This is a genomic window from Arthrobacter sp. NicSoilB8, assembly GCF_019977355.1.
Classification (GTDB): domain Bacteria; phylum Actinomycetota; class Actinomycetes; order Actinomycetales; family Micrococcaceae; genus Arthrobacter.
In genome coordinates this window covers 678,743-697,427 of the sequence record NZ_AP024655.1, presented here as the reverse complement: position 1 = coordinate 697,427, position 18,685 = coordinate 678,743, and the positions used below count along the sequence as shown (strand labels likewise).

Here is an 18,685-nt window from a genome sequence, read left to right as displayed (position 1 = left end):
AGTGCAGCTAGCGGACGCTTGCCAATGCCTTTTCGTGCAAATCCTCGGCCGTGTCAGATGCCTTGGGGAGTCTGGCCAGCCATAGGGTCCCGATCAGGCATGAGGCCAGCGTCGTCAATACGAGGAAGATGAACAGCGCCTGGGCCCCGGCCGCGATGACTTGCGGGGTGATCAGGGCAATGGCCGCTGCTACGACGCGGGTAAAGGCGATGGTGATTCCTTGGGCGCTGCTGCGGTGCTTGGTCGGGAAAAGCTCCTGAGACCAGACCTTGAACATCGGCTCGCCCGCGATGGCGCCGCCGATGGAGTAGAGGACGCCCATGACAGCCAATGTCCAGGTGCTCACGCCGAGTGTCGCGGGGATGATGAAGGCTGCGATGGAAATGGACGCTGCGACCGTGAAAACCGGCATCCTCCAGCGCGTGTCGACGACCCTCATGGTGACAAGCATGCCGATGAAGCTGCAGCCGAAGCCGAGCAAACCGAAGGCTGAGGCCGTGGCGACGCTGGCCCCGGCGACGTTCGTGTAAAGGTATGTGCTGAACTGGCCGTTGGTGTTTGCGGCCACGTTGGCAATCGCGTAGAAGAGTCCCGTCGCTACGAGCGGACCCAAGTAGCGGGAGCGCACCAAATGCCGCAGGGAACCGAGATCCACCTGCTCGGCAGCGGCTTCAAGCCGTGCCCTCGTCCACTCCCGCGATTCCGGGAGGCCTGCGCGCAGCACCAGGACAATGAGCGCAACAACGAGCAGGTGGCCGTACATAATCCGTGCGCCGAGCTCTCCGAGGTCACCGACGACGATGCCTAGGACCATGACCACCAGGACGCCCGCCATCCACAGGACGTGCGAAAAGGTGACCATCTTGCCCTTCTTTCCGGGAGGGGCGCTCTCGGAAATCATGGCCATCGACACGGGAAGGTCCGCGCCGGCCGCGAAGCCAAGAAGGACCACCCCGGCATACAACATGCCAGGGCCTGTCGCGACGACGAGGGAAAGGGCGCCGAGTGCAAAGACCCACATCGTCCATGTGAAGACCTTGCGCCGGCCAAACCGGTCCCCCATGCGGCCACCCACCAGGGCGCCGGCTGCGATCATGACGGTCAGCAGGGCGGAGAGCTGGCCGATCTCCACTGGACCGAGGTTGAATGTGCCCTGAAAGAGGACAAGTGCCGTGCCGGTCGTGACGATCGCCGCGGCGTCCAGGTACGAGGCCATTCCGGCGATGGTTGCTGTCCACCAAACCTGGCGGGTCGATAGGACATCGGTTGAGCTAGTCATGGATTCTTCCTTGAATCATTTTTCCAGGATCGGCGGGGCCGCGCGGAGACTCCGGACCGAGCCGTCACGAGCCACGATGCGGACGGCCGCCATCGATGGTTGAAGCGCTTTAATTGTATCGATTCAACTGTAAGGGTGGCGTGCCCCGATGGTCAACGGCCTGAAGTGATTTACGGAAAAATCCCCAGGGAATGAAGCCGGGGTGACGCTTGACACGTTGTCGATCAAGACTTCATACTCAAACTTGAAACGCTTCAATTCGGAGCACACTTCAAGGAGGAACTGTGGTTTCTGTACTGTCGCGGCCCAAGGCCCGCGCTATTGCCCCCGTCATCGCAACAGCGGGCGCGCTGGCTCTGCTGCTCAGCGGATGCGGCGCAGGCGGCGGGTCGTCCGCCCAGGGGTCGAAGGACTTCGGCTATCTGACCAACGTCGAGAACACGACCATCCGCGGCGAGCTGGAGGCCCTGAGCAAGGACCAGTGCAAGGCAGAAAACGCTGCTGCTCCGCTGAAGGTCGAGACCGTCCCGCAAACCAGCCTGGACCAAAAGCTGCAGCTGCTCGCCGGGCAGAACGCGCTGCCGGCCCAGTTTGCGGCCGGCAACGCCCCGGCACTGACGCAGGATCTGGACAAGTCCGGAAACGTCTTGGACTTCGAAAAGGCGCTCAAGGAGCTGAACATCTCCGACGCGATCCTTCCGGGCGCGGCGGCCACCATCAAGTCCCTGTATGGCGGAAAGCTGAACGTTCTGCCGTACCAGTACAACGTGGAGGGCATCTGGTTCAACAAGAAGATCTTCGCCGACAACGGCATTACCGAGCCGAAGACTTGGGACGATTTCGTCGCCGCAGGTGAAAAGCTCAAGGCCGCCGGCATCACGCCGCTTGCCGCGTCCGGCAAGCAGGGCTGGCCCCTCACCCGGCTGGTCAGCGGCTACCTGTTCAGCGACCTCGGCCCCGATGCCCTGAAGAAGGTAGCCGACGGCCAGGCGAAGCTTACCGACCCGGAATACGTCAAGGCGGCCCAGGCCGTTGCCGATCTCGGCGCCAAGGGCTACTTCGGCCAGGGTGTCGGCTCGATCGATTACGACACCGCGGCCTCGCAGTTCCTCAGCGGCAAGGCAGGCATGTTCTACATGGGCAGCTGGATTCTTTCGAACTTCAATGACAAGGCGCAGAACAAGATCGGCGAAGAGAACATCGGCTTCATGCCGTTCCCGAAGGTTAGCGGCGGCAAAGGCATCGATAACCAGTACGCCACGAACGTCGGCCTGCCCATGACGTTCAACGCCAAGAAGTACGACAGCCACGCCTCCGCGTGGCTCAAGTGCATCGCCACCAACTACGGCAGCACGGCTCTCAAGGACAAGAACTCGATCTCCGGGTTCAAGCTGAGCACGCCGGTGGACAGCATTCCGCCGCTGGTCAAGTCCACCCAGGAAACGGTGAACAACACCAAGGAAAGCGTGCTGTGGTTTGAGGCGCTCTTCAGCACCAAGGCCACCACCACGAGCCAGACCAACGCCGCAGGCCTCGCGTCCGGCAGTGTCACCCCGCAGAAGTTCATGGAACTCGTCCAGAACGATCTGAACTCGAAGTAGCCTGCCCGGCCGGGGCCGGCGCAGGCCGGCCCCGGCCGTCAGCCACTCAAATTCCGATGAAAGAAGCACCATGAACAACGTCCTGGGAGACAAAAAGGCCATCGTTGTCCTTCTCGGCCCGGCCCTGGTGGTCTACACCGTGGCAATGCTGTTACCCGTATTCTGGTCGGCCGGCTACACCTTCCTTTCCGGCAACGCCATCACAGGCTTCACCTTCGCTGGATTCTCCAATTTCGAAAAGCTCGTCACTGACCCCGCCGTCGGCGAGGCTCTCTGGTTCACGCTCCGCTACGCCGTCGTCATCACGATCGGCCAGGTGCTGCTCGGCTACATGCTGTCCCTGCTTTACGTCTTCGCCCTGAAACGCGGCTCCAGTCTGATCCGCACCCTGGTTTTCTTCCCGGTGGTGCTCCCCACGGTTGCGGTCGCCCTGCTGTTCCAAAAGATGTTCGAAATCGCCCCGCAAAACGGCCTGGTGAACTCAGCCCTGAACGCAGTGGGCCTCGGATCGATCGACTGGCTCGGCGACGGCAGCACGGCATTTCTGGTCATCGTCATCATGGACCTCTGGCGGTCCATGGGGTTCTACGCCGTCCTGCTCTACACCGGCCTCGTCGACATCCCCGATGACATCCTCGAATCTGCCCGCCTCGACGGCGCCCGCGGGCTGCACCTGCTCCGGCATATCGTCCTGCCCTTGTCCCTGCCGGTGCTGCTCTCATCGATCATCTTCAGCATCAACGGCACCCTGAAGGTCTTCGACTCCATCGTGGCCCTGACAAACGGCGGCCCGGGCAGCGCGACAACTCCTCTGACGTTGCTGATGTTCCGCACCTCGTTCACCTACGGCGACTACGGCTACGGCAGCTCTATTGCGTTGTTGCTCACGATTCTGTGCCTGGTCGTCACGCTCTTCATTTTCCGCTCGTCCCGCCGCGACCTCACCAAGGACTGACCGACGATGACCGCACCCACCGCGCTGCCCACCCGCGCCAGCCACAAGCCCTTGCCTGCACCCCAACGGCCCCGCACTTCACCGAACAAGTTCCTCAAACGAGCCCCGGTCCAGATACTGATCGCCATATTGCTCGTTGTCGAGATCTATCCTCTCGTCTGGCTGTTCATGGGCTCCTTCAAAACCCAAGACGAGTTTCTCAACAGCCCGGTCTGGGCCCTCCCGCAGAACTTCAACCTCGACAACTACGTCGAGGCCTGGACCACCGGAAATATCGCCACGTACGTCGGCAACAGCCTCATCGCGACCATCCCGTCGCTGTTTCTGATCGTGCTGTTCGGAGTAGCCGCCGGGTTTGCCCTGGAAGTCCTCGTCTGGAAGGGCCGCGGCACGGTTCTCCTGGTCTTCCTGGCCGGCATTATGGTCCCCGGACAGATGATCCTGCTCCCGCTGTTTTCCGCCTATTTCCAGGTCGGTCTGACCGGCACGCTCTGGCCGCTGATCATCACCTACACCGCCACCGGGCTGCCGCTGACCGTGTTCATGATGGCCACCTACTTCCGCGCCGTTCCGCGGGAAGTTTTCGAAGCCGCGGCACTGGACGGCGCCAGCATGATCCGGGCATTCTTCTCCATCGGTTTCCCCATGGTCCGCAATGCCGTTTTCACCGTCGCCCTGGTGCAGTTCTTCTTCATCTGGAACGACCTGCTCATCGCACTGACCTTCACTAACAACGCGGACCTGAGCACCATCCAGGTCGGCCTCCTGAACTTCACCGGAGAATTCGGTGCAGTCCAGTACGGCCCCCTCTTCGCCGCCATCTGCATCAACGTTCTGGGAACACTAGTGCTCTACCTCTTCCTCAACCAGCGCGTCATGAAGGGCCTGGCCGGCGGCGCCGTCAAAGGCTAGGACACTGCATTGAAGCCACGCCCGGCCACCCCACCCGCCTGCAAACCTGCACGTCCCTCCCCACAATCCCAGGAGATCCACACCATGCCACCGACCGTTATGCCCGTAGCCTTCGATCACCACCGCGAGGCACTCGGCATTGGGGCAAGCCGCCCCCGAATCTCCTGGAAAACTTGGGGCGCGCCGGGCTGGACCCAGTCGGCATACCAGGTTGAAACCACGCGGAACGGCGAAACTGTCCTCAGCAGTCCCATCGCGTCAGGAGAGTCCGTCCTGGTTCCTTGGCCGGCCGAGCCCCTGCGTTCCGGGGAGGAAGTGTCCGTCCGGGTCCGCGTCTGGGGCTCACCGGAGGCAGGAGCAGCCGCCGGTGACGGAGCGCCCAGTGATTGGAGTGAACCTTCCACTGTTGAGGCCGGTCTGCTGGAACCCGGGAACTGGATTGCATCTGCCATCACTCCGGCGTGGGAGGAAGATCCGGAATCGGACCGCCGGCCTCCGCTGCTCCGGCGCGAATTTACCGTGCACTCCCCCATCGCCAAGGCGAGGCTTCACGTCACGGCCCACGGCCTGTTCGAAATGGAAGTCAACGGCGCACGGGTGGGCACAGACATCCTCTCCCCCGGCTGGACCGTCTACGGTGAGAGGCTGCGCTACTGCACCTACGACGTGACAGGACTGCTCCACGAAGGGGCCAACGCCGTCGGAAGCTGGCTGGCCGACGGCTGGTACCGCGGACGGATCGGTTTCCACGACGGCTACCGCAACCTGTACGGCGACAAAGTGGCCCTGCTGGCACAGCTCCACATCACCCACGCGGACGGGTCAGTCAGCGTGGTCGGGACCGACACGTCGTGGAAGGCCGGGTTTGGTCCCATCGGCTTCACCGGCCTCTATGAGGGCGAAAGCTATGACGCCCGGCAGTTGCCGGCCGGCTGGAGCCAACCCGGGTTCGACGACGACGGCTGGAGCCCGGTGACAACCGTCGAACGCGATCCGGCCACGCTCGTTGCCCCGGATGGTCCGCCGGTCCGCTGCACAGAGGAAGTCCGCCCCGTCCACGTATTCACCAGCCCGGCAGGCAAGGTGCTCGTGGACTTTGGCCAGAATCTGGTGGGCCGGCTGCGGATCACCGTGCAGGGCAAGCCGGGCGACCAAGTCACGCTGCGCCATGCCGAAGTGCTGCAGGACGGTGAGCTGTTCACCCGTCCGCTCCGCCGTGCCATCTCCACCGATACGTACACGCTTGCCGGCACGGAACCGGAAACCTGGGAGCCGCGCTTCACTATCCACGGCTTCCGCTACGCCGAAATCGACGGCTGGACCGGAGGGGACATCAGCGAGAACGTGGTAGCGCGCGTTTATCACACGGACATGGAACGCACCGGCTGGTTCGACAGCTCCAACCCGGACCTGAACCGTCTCCACGAAAACGTCCGCTGGAGTATGCGCGGCAACTTCGTGGACATCCCCACCGACTGCCCCCAGCGCGACGAACGGCTCGGCTGGACCGGGGACATCCAGGTCTTCGCCCCCACCGCTTCGTTCCTTTACGACTGCTCCGGAATGCTCACGTCCTGGCTCAAGGACGTCGCCGTCGAACAGCTGCCGGACGGAACCATTCCCTGGTACGTCCCGGTCATCCCCGGCGGCGACGAGTGGACCCCTATCCGGCCCGGCGCCGTCTGGGGCGACGTGGCAGTCCTGACCCCCTGGACCATATACCAGCGTTTCGGGGACACCCAGGTGCTTCGGGACCAGTACGACAGCGCCAAAGCGTGGGTGGATCTCATGGACGCCAAAGCGGGCGACAGCCACCTGTGGAACACCGGCTTCCAGCTTGGCGACTGGCTTGACCCCACCGCCCCGCCCCACGACCCCACCGCGGCCAAAACGGACCCCTATCTGGTGGCCACGGCCTACTTCGCTTGGTCGGCCACCCACTTGGGGAAGATCGCCAGCGTCCTGGGCAACGCATCGGACGAACTGCACTACACCGAGCTTGGCCGGGCTGTCGCCAAGGCCTTCGCAGACGAATACGTCTACCCCAGTGGGGCGGTCGCCGGGGACGCGCAGACGGCCTATGCACTGGCCATCGTTTTCGACCTCTTCCCGGGTGAAGAGCAGAAACAGCTGGCCGGGCGGCGCTTGGCCGAGCTCGTGGCCGACGGCGGAAACAGGATTGCGACAGGCTTCGCGGGGACGCCGGTCATCTCAGATGCACTGACTAACGTCGGCGCGCTCGATACCGCTTATGGTCTGCTGCTCGAGAAGGAATGCCCCTCCTGGCTCTACGCCGTGGAACAGGGCGGCACCACCATCTGGGAACGCTGGGACGCCATGCAGCCGGATGGCACGGTCAACCCGGGAAACATGACCTCCTTCAACCACTACGCGCTGGGCGCCGTGGCGGACTGGATGCACCGCGTGGTGGCCGGAATGTCCCCGCTGGAACCGGGATACCGCAGAATCCTCTTCAAGCCCAGGCCCGGCGGAGGACTCAGCCACGCATCAGCGCGGCACGAAACACCGTACGGTACAGCGAGCATCTCCTGGACCCTGCGCAACGGTGGCTTGAGCGTGCAGGTGGACGTCCCGACCGGCTGCACGGGCCGTGTGGAGCTCCCCGACCAGGCGTCTTTCGAGGTGGGATCGGGGGCGTTCAGCTACACCGTAGAGCCGGTAGCTTAGAACTCACGGCGGCGCCGGGCGGACAACCGCCCCGGCGCCGTTCTGGGTTGAGCGCCGTTCTGGGTTGAGCGCCATTCTGGGTTTAGCGGCCCAGGCTGCTGGCCCGGGCAAACAAGGTGGGCTCCAGCATCAGGTTGCGGTGTACGTGCTCGCCGGGCTGGTTGACTTCCTCCAGAAGGAGTTTTGTGGCCACCCGGCCCATCTCGTGACCCGGCTGGCCAATGGTGGACATCGGTATGGCGCCCTCGGTAGCGAACTGGTTGTTGTCGTACCCGATCACCGCGATATCCTGCGGCACCCGCAGCCCGTACGTTCCCGTGAGTTCATGAATGATGCCCGCTGCCAATTGGTCCGACGGCGCAATGATGCCGTCGGGCATCCTGCTGCGGCCCCGGCTGGCCAGGTCCCCCGCAATTCGGCGCCCCTCCGGGCTGTTGAGACTCCGGCCCAGGAGCACCTCGAGGGAGACCGCACCCCGGGTCTCCGAGGCGGCGCGCATGGCACCCTTACGGCGGTCGTTTACAGCATGCAGGTCATCGGGACCACCGGCGAACACCAGGCGGCGGCGTCCCAGATCGATGAGGTGCCGGGCCGCGAGATAGCCGCCGCGTTCCTCGTCGACCAGCACGCTGCAGCAGTCCGTGCGGCCTCCGGCGTAGTTGACCAGAACGATGTGGCGGCCATGGCGGCGCACCCGGTCCACGCCGTCCAACCCGGCGTCCAGCGGAGCAAGAATGATCCCGGCGACGCGGGCCTCGTCAAAAATGTCGAGATACCCCTCCTGCTTCTCCAGGTTGACGTCGCTGTTCGCCAGCAGCAGGGAATAGCCGTTATCGCCCGCAGCACTTTCCGCGCCGCGGGCAATGTCCACGAAGAGGGAGTTGCCCACATCCGTCAGGACCAAGCCAATCGTCCGGCTGCTTCCGACCGCCAGGGAACGCGCCGCAGAGTTGCGGACAAAGCCCAACTCATCGATAGCGGCCTGGACCCGCTGCCGGGTCCTCTCCGCCACGATTTCGGGCTTGTTCAGGACATTGGAAACAGTGCCCAGCGAGACACGTGCCACGCGCGCCACATCATTCATGCTCGGGGCAGAATCTACCCCTGCTTCCGTGGTGCTTTCTCTAGGCACGTTCGCGTTGCTTCCTCTATAAGAACTGATCCTTCATTTTTTCATACCTTCGGGCCAACGCCGGACCGCTGGGCCGGCGGCCCTGGCCGCAGCTTGCAGCACCCGCAGGGCGCTCCCGCCGCCCGTCACCCCCTAACCCGCGCCCCATTGACCTGGGCCACCCGTCTGGGTACGGTCTCGTGCATCGATCCCTGCCGGGCGCCGCACCACCTGCGGCCGGAGAACACTTCAGGAGGCTCCGATGGGCAGCACCGACTACCAGTTCAGGACCGTCTGGCGCGTGGCGGGCACGCCGGAGGAGGTCGCGGCAGTGCTTGGCGATGCCTCCGCCCTGCCCCGCTGGTGGCCGTCCGTCTATCTCAGCGTCGAACCGGTGGCCGGCGGCGCGGAGCCCGGGCCCGGCATTGCCCGGCCAGCCCGGCTCCACACGAAGGGCTGGCTGCCCTACACGCTCCGCTGGACGCTCACGCCCACGGAGCCGGTCACCAGCCGGGGCTTCGCCCTCACCGCCGCGGGCGACCTCAACGGCACCGGCCGCTGGACCTTCGAGCCGGACGGGCCGGAAACGGTCATCACCTACGACTGGCACGTCAGCACCGCCAAGCCCCTGCTGCGGCGGCTGAGCTGGCTCCTCAAACCTGTCTTCGCCGCCAATCATCGCTGGGCGATGGCCCGCGGCCAGGAGAGCCTCGCCCTAGAGCTGCGCCGACGCCGCGCAGCTGCGGGAATTACGGCGCCCGGGCCCGTTCCACCGCCGCCACCGCCCACGTTTGCCTGGCTCCAGTGGGGGGGCTGAAATGGCTGGTACGAGGTCGCCTGGCTGACACAGACCGCCGCCCGCGGCGGCGTCTGCCGGACACTTTGCGCCCGGGCCCCGGGAAGCGCACGGCCGCGTCTGGACTCCTGCACAACGGAACACAACGGCCTCAGGCACTTGACCATTGAGCCGACAAGCCTGTCCACGGTTAGCTGGATCACACCAGCGTTTCCCTGTGACCTTCAGGAACCCCCATGACCTTGCAGAAGAACCGGCCCTCCAGCCGCCCCGCCCACTGGGACGACGTCGAGATCGGCGACGCCGTCCACCTCGTCCGCAACGGCCGCCTCGAGCACGCCGGCCGCGTGGACAACCGGACCGCAGACGGCGCCGTCGTGTGGGTGGTCTCCGACGGCGGGCGCCGCCAGCTGTTCCATGTTGCCGACGGCTTCGAACTGAGCGTGGCCGACCCCGAAGGGGCCAACCATGCTGACAACTGACCGCCAGACCGCCGTGATTCAGCAGCCGAACTCTACGTCCGGCGTCCCAGTCGGGACGAACACCTGGGCCGCAGGCACCGCCTCCTGCCCGGATGACTGCCACTACTGCTCCGGCCCCGAGACCGACTAGCAGCGGCTCCCCCTCCCCTGCTGCCCCGCTACCCCGGGCGTCGCTGATCTGAGGTGCCCGGTAGAATTTGCTGAGACACTGCGACCCGCGACCGCCAGGGAGGATTCCGTGCGACCACACCATGCCCGGGCTCCTTTTCATTCCCTCCGCGCGGCCATGTTCGCAACCGCCGCGGTGACGCTGGCCGCCTGCGCCCACGTCCTGTCCGGCGGCCAGCTTCCCGGCTCCGGCATCCTCATGGCCGTCCTGGCCCTGGCGGGGCTGGCCTGCACCGCCGCCACCCGGCTCCACCTTGGATTCCCGGCGGCATCCGCCCTTCTGGGCGCCGGCCAAGTGGCCCTGCACGAAGCCTTCACGGCCTTTGGCGGAACCGTTCCCGGGACACCGGCCGGCGGCGCCCACCACCACGGACCGGCCGGCCTTCCCACCGGAGTGCTGACGCAGCTTCAGTCCCATGAGCCGGACTCCCCGCTTGACCTGTTGATGCTGACCGGCCACACCCTGGCCACCCTCGTGTGTGCCCTGCTCCTGGCCAAGGGCGAGGACGCCCTGTGGGCCCTCGCCGCCTGGCTCCGCCCGCTCACCCGGCTCCCCTCCGCGGTGACGCACGACGCCGGCGCCGCACCGGCGGCGGTCTGCTGGCCGGCGGACTCTGCCCCGCTCCCCTGGCGGAACCTTCGGCCTGATTCCCGCCGCGGCCCGCCCGCCGCCGTCGTTCTTTCCTGACATCCCCTCCGGACGCGGCCCCGCCCACCCTGCCCTGATCCGTGCCGATCTGATGCGCCCATCTGGCGTGCGCCGAATCGGCCCGCTGCGATCCGCCCTGCACCGGCCCGATTTCGTCCGCCCGGCCACGGCCGGCAGGCGCCGCCGCGTCCACCCCACCTTCGCGCCGCCCTATGTGCCGCGCACGCCCGAAAGGCACCTTCACCCGTGAAAACCACACTGCACACCTCTGCCCTACGCCGCACCCTCTCCGCCACGGCCGTGGCCGGCGGAACGGCGGCCCTCATGCTCGCCGGGCTTCCGGCCGCGTCCGCGCACGTCTCAGCCACCCCGGACAAGACCGCCGCGAACTCGTACGCCCTGCTGACCTTCGGGATTCCGCACGGCTGCGACACCTCGGGCACCACCAAGATGACCATCACCCTCCCCGCCGAACTCAACGACGCCCAGCCCACGGTGAACCCGAACTGGACGGCACAAAAGGTTATGGAGCAGCTGCCCGAGCCCAAGAAGCTGGACAACGGCACGTCCATTACCAGGCGGACCAGCCAGATCGTCTACACCGCCAAGGCGCCGCTGGCCCCGGAGCTCCGGGATGCCCTGGTGCTCTCCGTGAAGCTGCCCGACACCGCCGGGAAGACCCTCTATTTCCCCACCCTGCAGACCTGTGAACAGGGCCAGACCGACTGGTCCCAGATCCCGCAGGAAGGCCAGGACGAGGAATCCCTCAAGACCCCGGCGCCGTCGGTGACCGTCACCGCGGCCGTAGCGGGCGCCGACGGTCACACCGCCCACGCTGCCGGCACCGAGTCGTCCCCGGCCGCCGCTCAGGTGGCGTCCGTGGACGACGGCGGAGCGCAGGCCCGGAGCTGGGGCGCACTGGCCGCCGGGCTCGGCGGCCTGGCCCTCGGCGGGGCCGCGTTTGTGCGGGGCCGGGCGAAGAACAGCAGCGCAGCGCCCGGGAAATAGCACGCAGAGCGGTTGACCTCGGTTGATGCCCGGAAATTACAATCCGGGCATCAATCCGGTCCCGCCGCCGTGGCATCGTTGACTAAGGCAACGGCGGGCATAATGGTTGAGCCATGAGGTCTCAGCGAATGAAGCACGCACTGGTTGTGACAACGGCTGCCGCGGCGGCCCTCCTGCTCAGCGGCTGCGGGGGCAGCGGCACGCAGAACCAGGCCGCCACGTCCCCGCCCACCGCGTCCGATCCCGCCAGCAGCGTTCCCGCGACCTCCGGCGCCGCAACGGAAACCTCCGCCGCCGCGCCGTCGCAGCCGGCCACCCAGGCCGGCACCCCGCTGTGCACGGCCGGGAGCCTGACTGCAACCACCGACTCCACCGGCGGCGGCGCGGCGGGCAGCGTCTACATGCAGCTGATCGTCACGAACTCCGGCACCGGAACCTGCCTGTTGAAGGGCTACGCGGGCGTCTCCCTCACAGCCGGGGCGGACGGCGAGCCGATCGGCGCTGCCGCCACCCGCGACGACTCCACCCCGGTCACCGATGTCCTGCTCGCCCCGGGCAAGGCCGGCGCCGCCACCCTGCGCTACACCCAGGCCGCCAACTACCCGGACTGCACCCGGACGCCGGCGGCGGGGTTCCGGGTCTACCCGCCCGATGACACCGCCTCGCTGTTCATCGCGCAGCCGCTGGACGCCTGCAGCAACACGGAGATCAACCTGCTAACCATCGGAGCCTTCCAGCCGAAGTAGCACCGGTTTCCGAGGTGCCGCCCCCGCCCGCCGGGGAGCGCCCGGCCGCCGGCGTCACCGTTGCCGTGCCCGTCGCCGGGCCCCGCTAAGAGTGTCGGCGGGGTAGGGCATGATGGAGGAATGAAGGGGCAGGAGCTCGCCGGCGGCACACTACCGGCCGACGCCATGGGCCGGTTCAGCCGGCCGACCCGGGACTGGTTCCTGGGCGCTTTCTCCGCGCCCACCCCGGCCCAGATCGGTGCGTGGAATGCGATCTCCTCCGGCTCGCACGCCCTCGTGGTTGCTCCCACCGGCTCCGGCAAGACGCTCGCCGCGTTCCTCTGGGCGCTGGACCGGCTGCTCATCTCCGCCCCCGCCGAGCCCGAGGCCCTGCCCGGCCTGGAGACTGCCGCCAAGGGCGGGCGCCGGACGGCAACAAAGGCGGCCGGAAAGACGAAGGCGGCCCCGCGGAAGACCCGCGTACTGTACATTTCCCCGCTCAAGGCCCTCGGCGTCGACGTCGAACGCAACCTCCGCGCACCGCTGATCGGCATCACACAGACCGCCAAACGGCTGGACCTGCCCGCCCCGCTCATTACGGTGGGCGTCCGGTCCGGGGACACGACGGCGGCCGACCGCCGCTCACTGCTCAGCCACCCGCCCGACATCCTCATCACCACCCCGGAATCGCTCTTCCTGATGCTGACTTCCAAGGCTCGGGAGACCCTCAGCGAGGTGGACACGATCATTGTCGACGAGGTCCACGCCGTCGCCGGCACCAAGCGCGGCGCGCATCTGGCGGTGTCGCTGGAACGGCTTGACGCGTTGCTGCCCAAACCCGCCCAGCGGATCGGGCTGTCGGCCACCGTGGAACCCAAGGAGCTCGTGGCGCAGTTCCTCGCCGGTTCGGCACCGGTGCAGATTGTGGCCCCTCCATCGCGGAAGAACTGGGACCTGACCGTCTCGGTGCCCGTGGAGGACATGTCCGATCTTCAGGGCGCCGCCGGAGCCTTCGACTCCGGCCCCGCCTCCGGGCTCCAGCCGCAGGCATCGATCTGGCCTCATGTGGAGGAGAAGATCGTGGACCTGGTGCTGGCCAACCAGTCCACCATCGTGTTCGCGAACTCCCGCCGCCTCGCGGAACGGCTGACCGCCCGGCTCAACGAGATCTACGCCGAACGCCAGCTCATGGCGGCCGGCGGCTGGACCGAGGTTGGCGGAGGGGCACCGGATTTCAACGCCGTGCCGGATGCCCTGCCCGATACCGTGCCGTCCGGCGCCCCCGCACTGTCCAGATCGCTGCCCACCTCCACCGCCACGCCGGCCCACATGATGGCCCAGGCCGGCAGCACCGCCGGCGCCGATCCCGTGCTGGCCCGTGCGCACCACGGCTCCGTGTCCAAGGACCAGCGCGCCCTGATCGAGGACGATCTCAAATCCGGGCGGCTCCGCTGCGTCGTGGCCACATCCTCCCTTGAGCTCGGCATCGACATGGGTGCCGTGGACCTCGTGGTGCAGGTCGAGTCCCCGCCGTCGGTGGCCAGCGGCCTGCAGCGGGTGGGCCGCGCCGGCCACCAGGTCGGCGAAATCTCCCAGGGCGTCCTGTTCCCGAAGCACCGGGCAGACCTCGTCCACACGGCCATCACTGTGGAGCGGATGCTGGACGGCAAGATCGAACGGCTCAGCGTGCCGGCCAACCCGCTGGACATTCTCGCCCAGCAGACGGTGGCCGCCGCCGCGCTGGGGGCCATCGACGTGGAGGAATGGTTCGCCACGGTCCGGCGGTCGGCGCCCTTCGCCTCACTCCCCCGGTCCGCATTCGAGGCCACCCTGGACCTGCTGGCCGGACGCTACCCCTCGGACGAATTCGCCGAACTGCGCCCCCGGGTCATCTGGGACCGGAATGCCGGGACCATCGAGGGCCGTCCCGGCGCGCAGCGGCTCGCCGTCACGTCCGGCGGCACCATCCCGGACCGCGGGCTGTTCGGCGTCTACATCATCGGCACCGAGGTCGAGGGCACCGGCGGTGCCGGTGCCTCCGGCGGGTCGGCAAACGCCGACGGCCGAGCCGCCAGCCCGGCCACGGCGGCCGCCAAGGGCGGGCGCCGGGTGGGCGAACTCGACGAGGAAATGGTCTATGAGTCCCGGGTCGGCGACATCTTCGCCCTCGGCGCCACCAGCTGGAAGATCGAGGACATCACGCACGACCGTGTCCTGGTCTCGCCGGCGTTCGGCCAGCCGGGCAAGCTCCCGTTTTGGAAGGGCGATTCGCTGGGCCGGCCCGTGGACCTGGGCCGTGCTCTCGGCGCGTTCATGCGCGAACTGGCAGCGTCCGACGTCGGACCGGCCACCGAACGCTGCAAGGCCAGCGGACTGGACGATTACGCGGCGAACAACCTGATCCAGTACCTTGCCGAGCAACGGCTCGCCACCGAGGTGGTCCCGAGCGACACCACCCTTGTGGTGGAGCGCTTCCACGACGAACTCGGCGACTGGCGCGTGGTGCTGCATAGCCCTTTCGGCATGCCGGTGCACGCACCGTGGGCCCTGGCCGTGGGCCAGCGCCTCCAGCAGCGCTACGGGATGGACGGCTCGGCTATGGCCGCCGACGACGGCATCGTGCTGCGCGTCCCCATGATGGAGGACGAGCCGCCGGGCGCCGAGTTGTTCCTGTTCGACCCCGAGGAGCTGGAGCAGATCGTGACGGCGGAGGTCGGCGGCAGCGCCCTGTTCGCGTCCCGGTTCCGCGAGTGCGCCGCCCGCGCCCTGCTCCTGCCGCGGCAGAATCCCGGCAAACGGCAACCCCTGTGGCAGCAGCGGCAGCGTTCGGCGCAGCTGCTCGATGTTGCCCGGAAGTACCCGACGTTCCCGATTGTCCTGGAGACGGTGCGGGAATGCCTGCAGGATGTCTACGATCTCCCGGCGCTGAAGGATATCGCCGCCTCGGTGGAACGCCGCGAGCTCAGGATCGTGCAGACCACCACCCAGCAGCCCTCACCGTTCGCGAAATCCCTGCTGTTTGGCTACGTGGCCCAGTTCCTCTACGAAGGCGACTCCCCGCTGGCGGAGCGCCGGGCCGCAGCCCTGGCCCTCGATTCCACCCTGCTCAATGAGCTGCTGGGCCGCGTGGAGCTCCGCGAACTGCTCGACGCGAAGGTCATCGACGCCACCGAGCGTGAACTGCAGCGGCTGGCCCCGGACCGCCAAGTGCGCGGGCTGGAAGGCGTCGCCGACCTCCTGCGGCTCCTGGGTCCGCTCACGCCGGAGGAAGTCGCCGCCCGCCTGGAGCCGGCGGCGGGGGCCGCTCCGCAGGCCGGCGGTGCTGTCCCGGCGGGCGGGTCTGACGGTGTTGTCCCGGCGGACGAGTCTGACGGTGCTGTCCCGGCGACGGCCGCCGACGCCGCTGCCCACCTCGCCGCCTTGCTGCGGGCCAACCGGGCCATCAAGGTCAACATCGGCGGTGCCGAGCGCTTTGCCGCCGTCGAGGACGCCGCCCGGCTCCGGGACGCCCTGGGCGTGCCGCTGCCCATGGGGGTGCCGCTGGCCTTCATCGAACCGGTCGCGGACCCGCTCGGTGACCTTGTCTCGCGCTACGCCCGCACGCATGGGCCCTTCACGGCCGCCGAAGCCGCGGCGCGGCTGGGACTCGGCGTCGCCGTCGTCGGCACGGCGCTGAAGCGGCTCGCCGCGGACGGCCGCGTGGTGGAAGGCGAGTTCCGCCCGCACGCTTCGCCACCGCCAGATACGCGGGGCGGCACGGCGGACGGCACGGCACCCGGCACTGCCGCCGTCGGCGGGGAACCCGGCGCGTCAGCCGGCGTCGTGGAATCCGGCGACGCGGCGGCGACGGCTGCCGCTCCTGCCGTTCTGCCTCTAGTCTTGCCTCCGGCGGGTGTGAGCGAATGGTGCGACGCCGAGGTTCTCCGCAAGCTGCGCCGCCGTTCGCTCGCCGCGCTCCGCGCCGAAGTCGAACCTGTGGACGCCACTGCGTACGGCCGGTTCCTTCCCGCCTGGCAGAACGTACGGACACCCGGCGGCCGCGGGCAATCCGCGCTGCGCGGCCTGGACGGGATCGTCACGGCTGTCGACCAGCTCTCCGGCGTACCCATTCCGGCCTCCGCCTGGGAGCCGCTCGTCCTGGCCAGCAGGGTCTCCAACTACCAGCCGGCCATGCTGGACGAGCTCATGGCCGCCGGCGAAGTCCTCTGGTCCGGTGCCGGCTCGCTGCCCGGCAACGACGGCTGGATCAGCCTCCACCTCGCCGATTCGGCCGAACTCACGCTGAACCCCGCCATCGATTTCGAACCCGGCGACGCGCAGCGGCGGCTCCTGGAGCACCTGCAAAACAACGGCGGCGGCTACTTCTTCCGGCAGCTGACCGAGGTTGCCGGGGGCATGGACTCCGTGTTGAGCGACCAGGACGTGGTGACCGCGTTGTGGGATCTCGCCTGGGCGGGCCGGATCACCGGCGACACCTTTGCCCCCGTCAGGGCACTGATCGCCGGCGGCCACACGGCTCACCGGCAGGTCGGGCGCGCCCCGCGGGCCAGGGCACCGCGGCTCAGCCGGCTCGGCCGGGCGCACGGCACCGGCCTGCTGGGCTCGCCGGGGCTCACCGGCGGCCGGTACGGATCCGTGACCGGCACCGCGCCCGCGCCCCCGCTCGCCGCGGGCCGCTGGTCCGCGCTGCCCTCGCCCGAGCTCGATCCCACCATCCACGCCCGGGCCACGGCGGAACTCCTCCTGGACCGCTACGGCGTGGTCACCCGCGGCTCAGTCATGGCGGAAAACATCCTTGGCGGCTTCGGCCTCATGTACAAGGTCCTGGCCCGGCTCGAGGAGGCCGGACGGTGCCGCCGCGGCTACTTCATCGAGCACCTCGGCGCGGCGCAATTCGCCGTCCCGGCCACGGTGGACCGGCTGCGGTCCTACGTCGAGGACGCCCAGCTGCACAAGCCCGAGCCGGTGGCGCTGGCCCTCGCCGCGACCGACCCCGCCAACCCGTACGGCGCCGCACTGCCGTGGCCTGCACTGAACGTCGATGCCGGAACGAGCCACCGCCCCGGCCGGAAGGCCGGAGCCCTCGTGGTGCTGGTCGACGGCGCCCTGGTGCTGTATGTCGAGCGCGGCGGCAAGACTCTGCTCGCCTTCAGCGACGACACCGAAGTCCTGGCCGCGGCCGGCTCGGCCCTGGTGGGAGTGGTGACCCGCGGCGCGGTCGACAAGCTGATCATGGAAAAGGTCAACGGCCACGGCATCCTGGACACCCCGGTGGCCGCCGCCCTCGCCCAGGCCGGCGCCTACTCCACCCCAAAGGGATTGAGGATCCGTGCCTGAGGGTGATTCCGTCTTCCGTGCCGCGGCGCAGCTGCATGCGGCACTCGCCGGGAAGGAACTGCTCTCATCCGATTTCCGGGTCCCGCGCTTTGCCACCCTGAGGCTCGACGGCTGGACCGTCGAGGAGGTGGTGCCGCGCGGCAAGCACCTGCTGATGCGGGTACAGGGCCCGACGCCCAAGGACCGGCTCACCATCCACTCGCATCTAAAGATGGAGGGCAGCTGGCAGGTCTACCCGTCCGGCGGCCGCTGGCGGAAGCCCGGCTTCACGGCCCGCTGCGTGCTGCGTACCGCCACGGCCGACGCCGTCGGATTCTCCCTCGGCATTCTTGAGGTAGTCCGCACCGACCAGGAAGACTCCATCGTGGGGCACCTCGGCCCGGACCTACTGGGCCCGGACTGGGACGCAGCCGAGGCCGAACGCCGGCTCCTCTCGGCCCCCGACGTTCCGATCGGCGTCGCCCTGCTGGACCAGAGCAAGCTGGCAGGGATCGGGAACATCTACCGGTGCGAGGCCTGCTTCCTCTCCGGCGTCCATCCGGCGTCGCCCGTCTCCGCGGTGCCGGACCTGGCCGCCATGATCACCGATGCCCAGGTCCTGCTCTCGGCCAACCTCGGGCCGGGCCGCCGGACCACCGTGCTGAACGCGCGCGGCGTTCCGGTGGGCCGCACCGCAGGGCGCCCCGGCTACTGGGTCTACCGGCGCGAGCACCAGCCGTGCCTCAAATGCGGCACCCCCATCCGCCGCGGCGTCCTTGGCAGGGACACCGGCCGGGGCGCCGCCACGGAAGAACGGGACATCTACTATTGCCCCACGTGCCAGCCGGTCCCGGGCTTAGCGCCGGCGTAGCGAGGCCGGCGGGGGGCGGCGCGATCTGGCTCGTGACGCGGCCTATCGTCTGCGAAGCGCTTTTTACCTGAGGACACCTGAATTCCGGCGTCGAAAGGGAATCTGCGCGTCGGCAGGATTTCCC

The 18,685-nt window shown here is 68.0% G+C and carries 14 protein-coding genes; 12 read left to right on the top strand and 2 right to left on the bottom strand.

All coding sequences use genetic code 11. The annotated features are described in order from the left end of the window. Positions 1-7: 7 nt before the first annotated feature. A complete protein-coding gene (locus tag LDO15_RS03240) occupies positions 8-1,279 on the bottom strand; it encodes an MFS transporter (RefSeq protein ID WP_223983963.1) in 1,272 nt (423 codons plus the stop codon). Positions 1,280-1,563: 284 nt separating this feature from the next. On the opposite strand from LDO15_RS03240, the gene LDO15_RS03235 reads away from it, so the two are divergent. The 4 genes from LDO15_RS03235 to LDO15_RS03220 all read left to right on the top strand — a co-directional run bounded on the left by LDO15_RS03235 (position 1,564) and on the right by LDO15_RS03220 (position 7,435). Beyond that, positions 1,564-2,880, top strand: coding sequence for an extracellular solute-binding protein (locus LDO15_RS03235; RefSeq protein ID WP_223983961.1), 1,317 nt, complete (start codon positions 1,564-1,566; stop codon positions 2,878-2,880). A 70-nt stretch (positions 2,881-2,950) separates the two neighbouring features. Then, the gene (locus LDO15_RS03230; protein WP_223983960.1) at positions 2,951-3,835 is read left to right on the top strand and encodes a sugar ABC transporter permease; all 885 of its coding nucleotides are present in this window, start codon (positions 2,951-2,953) and stop codon (positions 3,833-3,835) included. 6 nt (positions 3,836-3,841) lie between these two features. Beyond that, positions 3,842-4,747, top strand: a complete 906-nt coding sequence (locus LDO15_RS03225) for a carbohydrate ABC transporter permease (RefSeq protein ID WP_223983959.1) — start codon at positions 3,842-3,844, stop codon at positions 4,745-4,747. 84 nt (positions 4,748-4,831) lie between these two features. After that, positions 4,832-7,435: an alpha-L-rhamnosidase gene (locus LDO15_RS03220; protein WP_223983957.1), complete on the top strand. Its 2,604-nt coding sequence runs from the start codon at positions 4,832-4,834 to the stop codon at positions 7,433-7,435. 82 nt (positions 7,436-7,517) lie between these two features. Here the strand turns inward: LDO15_RS03220 and LDO15_RS03215 are convergent, their stop codons facing one another. Further along, a complete protein-coding gene (locus tag LDO15_RS03215) occupies positions 7,518-8,519 on the bottom strand; it encodes a LacI family DNA-binding transcriptional regulator (protein WP_223983955.1) in 1,002 nt (333 codons plus the stop codon). Between the two features lie 289 nt (positions 8,520-8,808). Between LDO15_RS03215 and LDO15_RS03210 the strand changes: the two genes are divergently transcribed. The 8 genes from LDO15_RS03210 to LDO15_RS03175 all read left to right on the top strand — a co-directional run bounded on the left by LDO15_RS03210 (position 8,809) and on the right by LDO15_RS03175 (position 18,561). Then, entirely contained in the window at positions 8,809-9,363 is a 555-nt protein-coding gene (locus LDO15_RS03210) for an SRPBCC family protein (RefSeq protein WP_223983953.1), read from the top strand. Between the two features lie 215 nt (positions 9,364-9,578). After that, complete coding sequence (locus LDO15_RS03205) at positions 9,579-9,824, top strand: hypothetical protein (protein ID WP_223983951.1); 246 nt, start codon at positions 9,579-9,581, stop codon at positions 9,822-9,824. After that, positions 9,811-9,954, top strand: coding sequence for a hypothetical protein (locus tag LDO15_RS03200; protein WP_223983948.1), 144 nt, complete (start codon positions 9,811-9,813; stop codon positions 9,952-9,954). Before LDO15_RS03205 ends, LDO15_RS03200 begins: the two co-directional genes overlap by 14 nt. 156 nt (positions 9,955-10,110) lie before the next feature. Next, the gene (locus LDO15_RS03195) at positions 10,111-10,680 is read left to right on the top strand and encodes a hypothetical protein (protein ID WP_223983946.1); all 570 of its coding nucleotides are present in this window, start codon (positions 10,111-10,113) and stop codon (positions 10,678-10,680) included. Positions 10,681-10,965: 285 nt separating this feature from the next. Further along, positions 10,966-11,649, top strand: coding sequence for a YcnI family protein (locus LDO15_RS03190; protein WP_223987031.1), 684 nt, complete (start codon positions 10,966-10,968; stop codon positions 11,647-11,649). Positions 11,650-11,762: 113 nt separating this feature from the next. Continuing rightward, complete coding sequence (locus LDO15_RS03185) at positions 11,763-12,395, top strand: DUF4232 domain-containing protein (protein WP_223983943.1); 633 nt, start codon at positions 11,763-11,765, stop codon at positions 12,393-12,395. Positions 12,396-12,515: 120 nt separating this feature from the next. Beyond that, positions 12,516-17,711, top strand: a complete 5,196-nt coding sequence (locus LDO15_RS03180) for a crosslink repair DNA glycosylase YcaQ family protein (RefSeq protein WP_223983940.1) — start codon at positions 12,516-12,518, stop codon at positions 17,709-17,711. Beyond that, a complete protein-coding gene (locus tag LDO15_RS03175; RefSeq protein WP_223983937.1) occupies positions 17,704-18,561 on the top strand; it encodes a DNA-formamidopyrimidine glycosylase family protein in 858 nt (285 codons plus the stop codon). The genes LDO15_RS03180 and LDO15_RS03175 overlap by 8 nt, the downstream gene beginning before the upstream one ends. The last annotated feature ends 124 nt before the right edge of the window (positions 18,562-18,685 follow it).